At 64.3% G+C, this 12,265-nt stretch carries 11 protein-coding genes; 9 read left to right on the forward strand and 2 right to left on the reverse strand.

Annotated features, from left to right (window positions below):
• Positions 1-132: 132 nt before the first annotated feature.
• Positions 133-993 carry a MurR/RpiR family transcriptional regulator gene (locus ASD12_RS02160; RefSeq protein WP_056581443.1) on the reverse strand — a complete coding sequence of 287 codons (861 nt, stop codon included), beginning with the start codon at positions 991-993 and terminating at the stop codon, positions 133-135.
• A gap of 179 nt (positions 994-1,172) precedes the next feature.
• Between ASD12_RS02160 and murA the strand changes: the two genes are divergently transcribed.
• From murA to ASD12_RS02205, 9 genes are all read left to right on the forward strand, one after another.
• The gene (gene murA / locus ASD12_RS02165) at positions 1,173-2,429 is read left to right on the forward strand and encodes a UDP-N-acetylglucosamine 1-carboxyvinyltransferase (RefSeq protein WP_056581447.1); all 1,257 of its coding nucleotides are present in this window, start codon (positions 1,173-1,175) and stop codon (positions 2,427-2,429) included.
• Complete coding sequence (locus ASD12_RS02170) at positions 2,426-3,307, forward strand: N-acetylglucosamine kinase (protein WP_056581455.1); 882 nt, start codon at positions 2,426-2,428, stop codon at positions 3,305-3,307. Before murA ends, ASD12_RS02170 begins: the two co-directional genes overlap by 4 nt.
• 177 nt (positions 3,308-3,484) lie before the next feature.
• The gene (murQ, locus tag ASD12_RS02175) at positions 3,485-4,408 is read left to right on the forward strand and encodes an N-acetylmuramic acid 6-phosphate etherase (protein ID WP_056581459.1); all 924 of its coding nucleotides are present in this window, start codon (positions 3,485-3,487) and stop codon (positions 4,406-4,408) included.
• 146 nt (positions 4,409-4,554) lie between these two features.
• The gene (locus tag ASD12_RS02180) at positions 4,555-6,072 is read left to right on the forward strand and encodes an ABC transporter substrate-binding protein (protein WP_056581461.1); all 1,518 of its coding nucleotides are present in this window, start codon (positions 4,555-4,557) and stop codon (positions 6,070-6,072) included.
• A gap of 34 nt (positions 6,073-6,106) precedes the next feature.
• Positions 6,107-7,066: an ABC transporter permease gene (locus tag ASD12_RS02185; protein ID WP_056581466.1), complete on the forward strand. Its 960-nt coding sequence runs from the start codon at positions 6,107-6,109 to the stop codon at positions 7,064-7,066.
• On the forward strand, positions 7,066-7,905 hold the full coding sequence (locus ASD12_RS02190; RefSeq protein ID WP_056581469.1) for an ABC transporter permease: 840 nt from the start codon (positions 7,066-7,068) through the stop codon (positions 7,903-7,905). The genes ASD12_RS02185 and ASD12_RS02190 overlap by 1 nt, the downstream gene beginning before the upstream one ends.
• Complete coding sequence (locus ASD12_RS02195) at positions 7,902-9,650, forward strand: ABC transporter ATP-binding protein (protein WP_056581472.1); 1,749 nt, start codon at positions 7,902-7,904, stop codon at positions 9,648-9,650. Before ASD12_RS02190 ends, ASD12_RS02195 begins: the two co-directional genes overlap by 4 nt.
• Positions 9,647-10,669, forward strand: coding sequence for a serine hydrolase (locus ASD12_RS02200; protein WP_056581475.1), 1,023 nt, complete (start codon positions 9,647-9,649; stop codon positions 10,667-10,669). The genes ASD12_RS02195 and ASD12_RS02200 overlap by 4 nt, the downstream gene beginning before the upstream one ends.
• Positions 10,669-11,784: an anhydro-N-acetylmuramic acid kinase gene (locus tag ASD12_RS02205; RefSeq protein ID WP_056581477.1), complete on the forward strand. Its 1,116-nt coding sequence runs from the start codon at positions 10,669-10,671 to the stop codon at positions 11,782-11,784. Before ASD12_RS02200 ends, ASD12_RS02205 begins: the two co-directional genes overlap by 1 nt.
• Here the strand turns inward: ASD12_RS02205 and ASD12_RS02210 are convergent, their stop codons facing one another.
• A complete protein-coding gene (locus ASD12_RS02210) occupies positions 11,785-12,210 on the reverse strand; it encodes a GNAT family N-acetyltransferase (protein WP_056581478.1) in 426 nt (141 codons plus the stop codon). It abuts the gene before it with no gap.
• Positions 12,211-12,265: the final 55 nt, after the last annotated feature.

Raw genomic sequence — 12,265 nt, forward strand, 5'->3', positions numbered from 1 at the left:
TTCGGCGGAAGCGTTTCGCCAGATCCGGCAGGGTCGCGCCTTCGCGGCTGACAGGCAAGAGGTGCATTGCTGCGGTTGTTGAGCCAGGCGGCTGCAGAACCGGCGTTGCGCGGTCCAGTATCGCCCTTGGCGCTACGAAGACCGCTCCGCCTTCAGCACCGAGACCGCCACTTCGCTGTTGTGGACATACTCATTGGCATCCGGCTGCTTCTGCACCAATAGGATGAACAACAGGTCGGTCAGCGTCAGCTGCGCGTCGCGCGCGGTGATGGAGGAGGAGCGCGCACGCTCTTCGTCTGCAATGGTGTAGAGGCGGATGTCGGCGACCCGGCTCAGCGGATTGTCGTGCAGGCCGGTGACGGCGATCACCGTCGTGCCGCGCTTGCGGGCAAGCTCGGCAATGCGCAAGGTTTCGATGCTGGCGCCGGAATAGGACAGCGCGAACAGCACATCGCCAGGCCCCAGCGTCGAGACATTGGCCATCTGGATGTGGCTGTCGCTGTCGTGCAGGACATTGCGGCCGAGCTTCATCAGCTTGTAGGAGAAATCGCGCGCCACCAGCGAGGAGGCGCCGACGCCGACCAGATGGATGCGGCGCGCCTTGTCCAGCAGTTCCAGCGTCCTGGAGATGATGCGCTCGGTGTTGGCCTCGGCGGTCCGCTGCATCGACAGAAGCTTGCTGCCGATCAGCTTCTTCAGGATAACCTGGTAGCTGTCGCCGACCTCGATCGACCCGTGGATCACGCCGGCCGGCACCTGCCATTCCTGCGCCTTGGCCTCGCTGACGGCGAGCTTCAGCTCCTGGTAACTGGCATAGCCGAGCTTCTGGCTGAACTTGACGACGCTTGACTGGCTGCGTCCGATCTCGGCAGCCAGAGCCGCCGTTGACAGCCGCAGCATCTGGTCCGGATTGTCGACGATGTACTGGCCGATCTCGCGATCGCCAGGCGCCATGCCGTCGAGCTTCGCATTGATCCTGTTCAGGACGGACACGGGATTTCCTCGCGCTTTCAGGTGCCGGGCTAAGGAATAAAATATTCCAATTCCGATTGACAGCCAAGAACGTAGAATTAATTCTCGAACTGGACCAGGCCAAATCCGGGATTCGGAGCAGCATCTCCAGAGAGAGCCGCCCGAGTGTGGCCGGCTTTCGTCGCACAAGGTTTCAGCTCATGGACAGATTGCGGATCGTCGGCGGACAAAGACTGGAAGGCGCGGTCACCATATCCGGCGCCAAGAACGCTGCCTTGCCGCAGATAGCGGCCGCCCTGCTCAGCCCCTACCCGCTCGAACTGACCAATCTGCCTGATGTGACCGATGTCGAAAACATGCTCGGCGTGGTGCGGCTGCACGGTGCCGAGGTGACGCGGTCGGCGCATGCCGCAACGATCGACACCAGTGCCGCCGTCTCCAAGGAGACGTCCTACGATACGGTCAGAAAGATGCGGGCGACGGTGCTCGTGCTGGCGCCGCTGCTGGCGCGTTTCGGCGATGCCAGGGTTTCGCTGCCGGGCGGCTGCGCGATCGGCGCGCGGCCGGTCGACATGCATGTCGCGGCACTCGCGGCACTGGGCGCCAGGATCGCCATCGAGAACGGTTCGATCGTCGCCTCTGCCCCGAACGGGCTGACCGGCACGCGCATCGTCTTGAGCTCGCCGTCGGTCGGGGCAACGGAAACCGCAATGATGGCGGCGACCACGGCCAAGGGCGAAACCGAGATCCTCAACGCGGCGCGCGAACCCGAAGTGGCGGATCTCGCCGCTTGCCTCAACGCCATGGGTGCCAGCATCGAGGGCGCCGGCACGCACCGCATCCTGATCGCCGGCGGCACCAGCTGGCATGCCGCCAGGCACGACATCATCCCGGACCGAATCGAGGCCGGCACCTATGCCATCGCCGCGGCGATCACCGGCGGCCAGCTCGAGCTGACGCATGCCCGGCTCGAGCACATGGCCTCGGCGGTGCAACTGCTGGAGGCCACCGGCGTCAGCGTCTGGCCCGGCGACCGCGGGCTCATCGTCTCACGCGACCGGCCGCTTAAAGCCGCCGACCTGACGACGGAACCCTATCCCGGTTTTCCGACCGATCTGCAGGCGCAGTTCATGGCGCTGATGTGCTGCGCCGAGGGTGCATCGCTGCTGCGCGAAACCATCTTCGAGAACCGCTTCATGCATGTGCCCGAACTGATGCGGCTCGGCGCCAATATCAAGCTGCAGGGCACCACGGCGCTGGTGCGTGGCAGCAAGAAACTGCACGGCGCACCAGTGATGGCCACCGACCTGCGCGCATCGGTGTCACTAGTGCTGGCGGCGCTGGTCGCCCAGGGCGAGACGACCATCAATCGGGTCTATCACCTCGACCGCGGCTATGAACAGCTGGACCGCAAGCTGCGTCTGTGCGGCGCCGACATAGAGCGGCTGAGCGCATGAACGGCGCGGAACACTATTTTCTGGGCGTCGACGGGGGCGGCACCGGCTGCCGCGCCCGCATCGAGGATGGCCAGGGAAACGTGCTGGGACAAGGTCTGTCCGGCCCGGCGACAACACGGCTCGGCATCGATGCGGCCTGGGCGTCGGTCGCGAAAGCGTTTGGCACGGCGATCGAGGAAGCAGGCTTCGGGGCTGCGGAGATAGCCCGGATCCACACTGGCATTGGCCTTGCCGGCATCGGCCGCAAGGGTGCGCTGGACGCATTGCAGGCGATCGTGCATCCGTTCGCCAGCATCGATTTCGTCAGCGATGGCGTCGGCGCCTGCCTGGGCGCGCATTCCGGCCAGGACGGCGCCATTGTCATCGCCGGAACGGGCTCCATCGGCCTTGGCTTTGTCGACGGCCGCGACCTGCGTGTCGGCGGCTACGGCTTTCCAATCTCCGACGAGGGCAGCGGCGCTCACCTTGGCCTGAAAGCCGTGCAACTGGCGTTGCGCGCCCATGATGGCCGGCATGAGCGGACAGCCCTTCTGGCGGAGATGATGCAGCGCTTCGAGGGTGACCCGATGGAAGCGGTCGCCTGGATGGACCGCGCCAGTGCCACCGACTATGCCGCACTGGCGCCGATGGTGTTGCGCGATGCCGATCAAGGCGATCCGGCCGGACGGCGCATCGTGCAAAGTGCTGCCGAGCAAGTCGATACGCTGGTGCGGGTGCTGTTCGGAAAAGGCGCGCCCCGAGTGACCTTGCTGGGCGGCCTCGCCAGTCCGCTTGAACCCTGGCTCTCCCCCGATGTCCGGCGCCGCCTGAAGCCGGCTGACGGCGATGCCGTGTCGGGCGCGATCATTCTTGCCAAAAGGTCCCTCGACGGTCGGTAGCGCTTGCCCCATAAGGAATAAAATATTCCAAATTTGTGTTGACGGTATGAATATCAAATTCTAAAAAGTTAACGAAAGAAAACAGGGTAGCGACGACGGACCCTTGGTTCGTGTGTGCTGGTGTCGGTCGGCGTGCCTTGCTGTTCCGGCTGTGCGGTATGGTTTTGAAAGCACTGAATGACTGAACAAGGGTTGATGTCCGAGCTGGACCGGCTGATTTCCGAGGGCCGGAACCCGAGGACGATGGACATCGACGTGCTCCCGACCGTCGACGTCCTGCGCAAGATCAACGATGAGGACAGGGCCGTCCCGGTGGCTGTCGAAAAGGTCGTGCCTGACATCGCGGCCGCGGTGGATCGGATCGTGCTTGCCTTCCAGAAAGGCGCCCGGCTGATCTATATGGGCGCCGGCACCAGCGGGCGGCTCGGCGTTCTCGATGCTTCGGAGTGCCCGCCGACTTTCGGCGTGCCTGAAGGTATGGTCGTCGGCCTGATCGCCGGTGGCCCGGACGCCCTGGTGCGGTCGACGGAAGGCGCCGAGGACGATCCTGAAATGGGCGCCAGGGCGTTGCAGGAGATCGGGCTCACATCGGACGACGTCGTGGTCGGCATCGCTGTCAGTGGCCGTACGCCCTATGTCATCGGCGGATTGAATTATGCCCGGCAGGTGGGCGCAACAACGGTTGCCCTGTCCTGCAATCCGGCGTCGACCATTGCCGGCATCGCCGACATTGCCATCTCGCCGGTCGTCGGCCCGGAAGTGCTTACCGGCTCGACCCGGCTGAAATCGGGAACCGCGCAGAAGCTGGTGCTCAACATGCTGACCACCGCCTCGATGATCCGCATCGGCAAGAGCTACCAGAACCTGATGGTCGATCTTAACCCGTCCAACAAGAAACTCGTTGCCAGGGCGATCCGGATCGTCATGCAGACGACGGGCTGCTCGGCGCAGCAGGCAAAACAGGTGCTCGGCCAGACCGGCAATGATGTGAAGCTGGCGATCCTGGTGACGATCACCGGCATGGGTGTCGAGGAGGCGCGCGCGGCGCTCGGCAACGCCGGAGGGTTCTTGCGAAAGGCAATTAGCGAGAGGACGGCATGAAGCCGCATGAGCAAGACGGCTAAAGCCGCTTTAGACAAGACGGCGCGAGGCCGCATAGACTGGGCCGATACTCCAAAGCGCGTGTGTCTTGGAAGCGGTCGGCAGAAACTGCAAGGCATCAAGTCAAATCAAAATGGGAGACGACAATGATAGGGCATCTTACAAGAACACTGCTGTCGGGTATCACGCTGGCGGCGATGCTCGGCGTCGCGACGGTTTCGACGCAAGCAGCAACGCTGCACATGGCCTGGTCGCAGGACGCCACCGGGCTTGACCCGCACAAGCAGACGGCCTTTTCATCGCTGCGGCTGCTGGAGCTGATCTATGAGCCGCTGGTGCGGGTCGACGCCAGCCTGCAGATCATCCCGGCCGTCGCCACATCCTGGGAGTTCTCCAAGGACGGCAAGGCGCTGACCTTCAAGCTTGATCCCAAGGCGAAATTCCAGGACGGCACGGCTGTGACCTCGGCCGACGTCAAGGCATCGTTCGAGCGTATCCTCGACGAGAAGACCGGTGCGGCTGCCCGCGCCAACTTCCTGTCGATCGCCAGCATCGACACGCCGGATCCGGCCACCGTCGTGTTTCATCTGTCGCAGCCGGATGCGCCCATCCTGACGGCGATGAGCGACGTCAACGCGGCCATCGTTCCGGCAAGCGAAATCAAGGCCGGCTCGATCGGCACCAAGGCGGTCGGCTCAGGCCCGTTCAAGCTCGACAAGTGGGACCCCAATGCCAAGGAGGTTTTGAGCGCCAACAAGGACTGGGCCGGGGGTGCTACCGGCGTCGACGGCATCGAGATCAGCGTGCTGCCGGACGAAGCGGCGATCTTGGCCGCCATGCGCACCAAGCAGATCGACTTCGCGCTGCTCAACGATCCGCTGGTCGCCACACTGGTGCCGAAGGAGGCCAGCCTGCAGCTGAACCGCGTGCCGGTGCTGGCCTATCATGTGCTGCAGCTCAATCCGTCGCGCAAGCCTATGACCGAACTGAAGGTGCGCCAGGCCATCTCTTGCGCCATCGACCGGCAGGAGGTGCTGGACACCGCTTCGCTCGGCGAGGGCAAGGTCACCGGACCGCTGACCATCCCGGCGCTCGCGACCGACCCAAGCCAATTGTTCTGCTACAAACGCGATCTCGACAAGGCCAAGAAGCTGATGGCTGAAGCCGGCTTTGCCGATGGCTTTTCGGCGACCGTGATCGGCGCCACCGGCGAGCCGCCGACGGCGGCGGCGGAAGCCCAGGTCATCCAGTCGCAACTCGCCGAAATCGGCGTCAAGCTCGACATCAAGATGATGGAGCTCAACGTCTATGTCGACGCCTGGCTGAAGGGCGATTTCGACATGGCGATCGCGCTCAACGGCGGCCGCGCCGACCCCTACACAATGTACAACCGCTACTGGACCAAGGCGGGCAATCTGCAGAAGGTGGCGAACTACATCGACGACACGCTCGACAGCCAGATGCAGCAGGGCCGCGCCGAGACCGATCCGGCGAAGCGCAAGGTGATCTTCGCCGAGTTCGAGAAGCACCTCGCCGAAATGTCGCCGTGGATCTGGCTCTACACCTCCTACAGCTACACGGCCCAGCAGAAGAACATCGCCGGGTTCGTGCCGACGCCGACCGGCACGCTGTTCAGCCTGAGCAAGGTTACCATCCAGCAGTAGCCGCCGCAGGTATTGGACGAGAGGACTTCTTCGCGTGAACTATCTGATGCGACGACTGGCGACGTTTCCTCTCGTCCTGCTTGGCGTGTCCATCCTGGTCTTCGTGGCGATCCGGATGGTGCCGGGCGATTCGATCACGGCGATGCTGGGCACCGAAGCTGGCCTGCTGACGCCGGCGCAACGCGACTCGCTCGCCGCCTATTTCGGCATCGACCAGCCCTGGTTCATCCAGTACTGGCGCTGGATTGGTGGCATCCTTCACGGCAATCTCGGCATCTCGGTCACCTATGGCCGGCCGGTGCTCGATGTCATCCTCGAGCGCTTTCCACTCACGCTCGAGCTGGCCGTGCTGTCGATGATCATCGCGTTGGTGGTCGGCATGCCTGCCGGGATATTCGCCGCCACGCACAATGAGAAACTGTCCGATCTGGGCGTGCGCATCGTCGCCATGATCGGCCAGTCGACGCCGAGCTTCGTGCTCGGATTGCTGATCATCTACACGCTGTCGGCCGGCTTCGGCGTGCTGCCGGCGATGGGCGAATTCGCGCCGCTCTGGCAAGATCCATTGCGCAATCTCAGCCAGATGATCCTGCCCGCCATCACCCTCGGCTTCGCCTTCGCCGCATCCGTCACCCGCATATCGCGCTCGGCTATGCTCGATGTGTTGAGCGACGACTATGTCCGCACCGCCCGCAGCAAAGGCGCCTCGGCGCGCAGCGTCATCTGGCGGCACGCCCTGCCCAATGCGCTGATCCCGGTCGTCACCTTGAGCGGCATCGAGTTCGGCTATCTGCTGGGTGGCGCCGTCATCGTCGAGCAGATCTACGCCCTGCCGGGACTTGGCCGTATGGTGCTGGATGCGATCCAGCAACGCGACTACGCGCTGGTGCAAGGCAGCGTGCTGTTCATCGCCTTCAACTTCATGATCGTCAATCTCCTGGTCGACCTCGCCTATGTCGCGCTCGATCCGCGCATCCGGCTGGGAGAGTCCTGATGCGCATCCTGCGCGCCATCTTCAGCCACGGCAGCGGCCGCATCGGCGGCGTCATCGTCGGCGTCTATCTGTTGATTGCCATCCTCGGCATGCTGGGGCTGACGCCGCACAATCCCATCACGCAATACCGGGTCGACCGGCTGCACGCGCCCAACGGCGCCTACTGGATGGGCACCGATTTGTTCGGCCGCGACGTGGCCAGCCGGCTCATGGCGGGCATCGGCCAGTCGTTCACGGTTGCCTTCTTCTCGGTGGCCTTCGCGACCCTTGCCGGCACGGTTCTGGGACTGGCCGCCGCCTGGCTCGGGCGCCGCTGGGACGGTGTCGTGATGCGGATCATGGATGTGCTGCTGGCCTTCCCGGCGATCCTCCTGGCGCTGCTCATCGTCACCGTTGCAGGGCCGGGCACATGGACCAGCATCGTTGCCATCGGCATCGTCTACACGCCGATCTTCACCCGCGTTGTGCGCGGCCCTGCTCTGTCGCTCAAGGCACGTGAATTCGTCGATGCTGCGCGCACCTTCGGCAGCAGCTCATCCTACATCGTGACGCGGCATCTGCTGCTCAATCTGGTGGCGCCATTGACGGTGCAGGTGACGCTTGCCCTGGCCTGGTCGCTTCTGACCGAGGCGGGTCTGAGCTTCCTCGGGCTCGGCACGCAGCCACCCGCCGCCTCGCTCGGCCTGATGCTGAGCGACAGCCGAAATCTGATGGAAACGGCGCCCTGGCTGATGATCTTCCCCGGTCTGGCGATCATGATCAGCATCCTCGGCTTCAATCTGCTGGGTGACGCCCTGCGCGATATCCTCGACCCGAAGATGCGAAGGGCGCCGGCATGATCCCGCTTCTCTCCGTCTCGGACCTGCGCGTCGGCTTCGGCCGCAATCCGCAAGCCAATGAAGTGGTGCGCGGCGTCAGCTTCGACCTAGCCGACGGCGAAACACTTGCCATTGTCGGCGAGAGCGGCTCGGGCAAATCCGTCACGGCGCTATCGATCAACCGTCTCATCGATTTCGGCGGCGGTCGCATCACCGGCGGCGCCATGAAGCTGAAACGCGCCGACGGCAGCCTCTTCGACCTTATGACGGCGACTGAACCGCAACTGACCGGCATTCGCGGCGCCGAGATCGGCATGATCTTCCAGGAGCCGATGACCTCGCTCAATCCGGTGCTGACCATCGGCTCGCAGATCGAGGAATCGTTTCGCCTGCACCGTGGCCTCACCGGAGGACAAGCCACGGCAGCGGCCAAGGATGCGCTCGACCGCGTGCGCATTCCCGATGCCGCGCGGCGGCTGAAATACACGCCCAACCAGCTTTCTGGCGGCATGCTGCAAAGGGTGATGATCGCCATTGCGCTGGCCTGCAATCCGCGCCTGCTGATCGCCGACGAGCCGACAACGGCGCTCGACGTGACGGTGCAGGCGCAGATCATGGCGCTGCTGGCCGAGTTGAAGCGGGAAACCGGCATGTCGATGATCTTCATCACGCATGACATCGGCCTGGTCGCCGGCATCGCCGACAAGGTGATGGTGATGCAAAACGGTCAGGCCGTGGAGCAAGGCGAGCTCAACCAGATCCTCGACAGTCCGCAGCACCCCTATACGCAGCATCTGCTGCATGCGGTGCCGCATTTCACCAACGGCGGCACGACGCGCTCGGACGGACGGCGCGACAAGGGCGCAGGCACAGAACCGGCCTTGAAGGTCGATGGTCTGGTGGTGCGATTCCCCCTCAAGAGCAGTTTCTTCAGCCGCGCCACGGGAGCGGTGCATGCCGTCGACGGCGTCGATTTCGACCTGATGCCGGGCGAGACGCTGGCCATCGTCGGCGAGAGTGGATCGGGCAAGTCCACCACCGCGCGCGCCGTGCTCGGGCTGGTGCGGTCGACACGTGGCAGCTTCACGGTCGGCGCTCGAAAGGCTTCCGCGCAGCAGAGCGCCCTGCCCGTGCAGATGGTGTTCCAGAACCCTTATGCCTCGCTCAACCCTAGGCTCAGCATCGAGAGCATCCTGGCCGAACCGGTCATCGCCACAGGCGGCCGGGTGGATGCCGGAACGCGGGTCAGGATGGCGAGCCTGCTGGAACGCGTCGGCCTGCCGAAAAACAGTCTGGAGCGCTATCCCCATGAATTCTCCGGCGGCCAGCGACAAAGGCTGTGCATTGCCCGCGCGCTGATGCTGAACCCGTCTGTCGTGGTTCTGGATGAAGCAGTTTCGGCGCTGGATGTCTCTGTGCAGGCCAAGGTGCTGGAACTGCTGGTCGACCTGCAGCGTGAATTCGGGTTGGCCTATCTGTTCATCTCGCACGATATGGCGGTCGTCGAGCGGATCGCTCATCGCATCGCCGTCATCTATGCCGGCCAGATCGTCGAGATCGGCGATGCGACCTCGGTGCTGTCGAAGCCGAAGCATTCCTATACGAAGAAGCTGATCGCCGCCGTTCCGACCGTCGACCGACGGCACGAGCATTTCGAGCTCGACACGCGCCAGGTGCCCTCGCTGGTGCGCCCGCGCGGGTTCGAGCCGGCTCCGGCCAGGTGGGAGCGGTTCGGCAGCGATCATATGGCGAGGGCGGAAGCGTGACTGCGATCCCCTCTGATGACCTCGCCCAACTCTTCGATCGCGCCTTCCAGCCGCTCGCAGCGTCGGTTTCCGCCAAACGCATTCCCGGCGGCGTGCTCGGCGCTGTCAACCGTAACGGCGACCGCATCATCCGATCGATCGGCTCGGCGCAACTCGTGCCGAAGCCCCGCTCCATGCAGGACAACACCTGGTTCGATCTGGCGTCCCTGACCAAAATCATCTTCACGACACCGCGCATCCTGGCGCTGGCGGAAGACGGCGTCATCGATCTCGATGCGCCGCTGGTCTCTGTCCTGCCGGACCTGCGCCAGTATGATGCAGAGGCCTGGGAGCGGAAAGTGACGTTCCGGCAGTGCCTCGGCCACCAGACGCCGTTTCCAGCCGTCGAGCCGATCTACACCTACGGACGCGATCCCGAACTGCTCCGCGCCTTCATCCTGCAGCGCGAATGGCGGGCCCGCGATCCCGTTTATTCCGACATCAACTTCATCCTGCTCGGCTTCGCGCTGGAGCGGCTGTCGAGCAAGATCATCCGCGACATGGATCCCGGCCCCGGCTTTGCCTGGTCAACGGAGCCCGATGTCGCCGCGGCGACGGAAGACTGCACCTGGCGTCATCGCGTGCTGTCCGGCGAGGTCCACGACGACAATTGCTCGGCGCTGCAGGGCGCTGGGCATGCCGGCCTGTTCGGAACAGCCGCTTCCGTCCTCGATTTCGCGCAAGGGCTGCTGGATGGCACTGGCGCATCCGAGCGTTCAATTGCGCTGATGCGCACGCCCTTGTCCGCCACCCGCACCCATGGCTGGGAGCGCCCCTATGAGGGCTGGTCCGGCGGGGCCTTGTGCAGCCCGGGAACCATCGGCCACACCGGCTTTACCGGCACGGGATTGTGGATCGACTTCGACAGAGGCAGGGCCTGGACCTTGCTCACCAACCGGATCCATCCGACACGTCATTTCGACAGCGGAATCGTTCAGCTTCGGCAAACGGTCGGTGATCTCATGAATGGAGCGCAATAATGGAACCAATCTGGGCCGTCGGCCTGATGACCGGCACCGTGCTTGACGGCAACATCGACGTCGCGCTGATCAAGACCGACGGCGAGCGGATCGAGGATTTCGGCACCTATCGGCTGATGCCCTATCCCCCATCGATCCGCACCCTGCTGGAAGAGACGCTGACGGCGGCGAGAGCCTGGAATTTCGTCGGGCCGGAGCCGGCGATTTTTCGCAAGGCGGAGGAAGCCCTGACGCGTGCCCAGTCGGCGGCGGTCAAGGAATTGGTCGAAGGCTATGGGATGACGATGGCCGATATCGGCGTCGTCGGTTTTCACGGCCAGACCGTGCTGCATCGCGCGCCGCAGGTCGGACGTATCGGCCAAACCCGGCAATTGGGTGACGGCGAGCTGATGCACAGCATACTGGGCACCAAGGTCGCCTATGATTTCCGTTCGGCCGACATGCGCGCCGGCGGGCAAGGCGCGCCGCTGGCCGCTGCCTATCACACCGCGCTGATGCGCAACGCCGGCGCCAGTGGTGAGGTCGCCGTGCTCAATCTCGGCGGCGTCGCCAACATCACCTGGTGGGACGGCGCCGACAACGTCATTGCCTTTGACACCGGCCCCGCCAACGCGCCGCTGAACGATTTCATCAAGTCGAAGGGGCTCGGCGATATGGATCGCGACGGCGCGCTTGGCCGTGCGGGAACGGTCGATGAGGCCCGGCTCGCCAAGCTATTGCAGCACCCCTATCTGAGCAAGCCCTATCCCAAATCGCTGGACCGTTTCGACTTCGGCGCCGCGATGGCGGACGGCCTGAATGCCGAGGATGGTGCGGCGCTGCTCACCGCCTTCACCGCCGGCGCCGTCGGCAAGGCGCTCGACCTTTTGCCAAGCCGCCCAAAAAAACTGGTGGTCAGCGGCGGCGGCCGCCACAACCCGACGATGATGGCAATGCTGGCCAGCCGCGCCGGCGTCGAGGTGGTGCAGGCCGAAAGCCTCGGCTGGAGCGGCGACGCGGTGGAGGCGGAATGCTTCGCCTTCCTCGCGGTGCGCGTGCTGCGCGGCCTGCCGATCAGTTTTCCGAGCACCACCGGCGCACCGCAGCCCATGCGCGGCGGAAAACTTGCGGGCTGATCAGGAAATCAATTTCTTCCTCAGAAAGATGCGGCTGCGACCGACAGGGAAATCGGCAAGCGTTCCAAAGGGCTCGTAACCCTGACGCTGATAGACCTTGGCGGCATTCGGATTGAAAGTGTCGATCCAGGCGTTCTGGCAGCCACGCGCCATCGCTTCCTGCTCAGCCGCGTCCAGCATCCTGCCGGCCATGTGCTGGCCGCGCAGCCTTTCATCGACCCACAGCCATTGCACGTAGAGCCAGCCCCAGGCCGTGTAGCCGGAGATGCCGGCGACGACCGCGCCACCCTCGTCGCGCACGAACACGGCAAGCGCCTTTCTTTCGGACGCGCCGACATCGCCGTCATTGAACGCCGTCAGACGTTCCCCGAGAAAGGCGAGTTCCTCCGGCAAGGGATTTGCCGTGGTTTCAAGGGTCGTGTTCATGGCTTCTTCCGAGATGCGCAGCTGGATACGAACCAGCGTTACGAAGCGCAGCGGC

Origin of the sequence: Mesorhizobium sp. Root102, from assembly GCF_001425625.1 — a bacterium.
Classification (GTDB): Bacteria; Pseudomonadota; Alphaproteobacteria; order Rhizobiales; family Rhizobiaceae; genus Mesorhizobium.

What these genes read in the sequence shown, in the direction of transcription:
- murA (WP_056581447.1), top strand. Translation starts at nt 1,173, where the DNA reads ATGGACAGATTGCGGATCGTCGGCGGACAAAGACTGGAAGGCGCGGTC.
- ASD12_RS02170 (WP_056581455.1), top strand. Translation starts at nt 2,426, where the DNA reads ATGAACGGCGCGGAACACTATTTTCTGGGCGTCGACGGGGGCGGCACC.
- murQ (WP_056581459.1), top strand. Translation starts at nt 3,485, where the DNA reads ATGACTGAACAAGGGTTGATGTCCGAGCTGGACCGGCTGATTTCCGAG.
- ASD12_RS02180 (WP_056581461.1), top strand. Translation starts at nt 4,555, where the DNA reads ATGATAGGGCATCTTACAAGAACACTGCTGTCGGGTATCACGCTGGCG.
- ASD12_RS02190 (WP_056581469.1), top strand. Translation starts at nt 7,066, where the DNA reads ATGCGCATCCTGCGCGCCATCTTCAGCCACGGCAGCGGCCGCATCGGC.
- ASD12_RS02195 (WP_056581472.1), top strand. Translation starts at nt 7,902, where the DNA reads ATGATCCCGCTTCTCTCCGTCTCGGACCTGCGCGTCGGCTTCGGCCGC.
- ASD12_RS02205 (WP_056581477.1), top strand. Translation starts at nt 10,669, where the DNA reads ATGGAACCAATCTGGGCCGTCGGCCTGATGACCGGCACCGTGCTTGAC.
- ASD12_RS02210 (WP_056581478.1), bottom strand. Translation starts at nt 12,210, where the DNA reads ATGAACACGACCCTTGAAACCACGGCAAATCCCTTGCCGGAGGAACTC.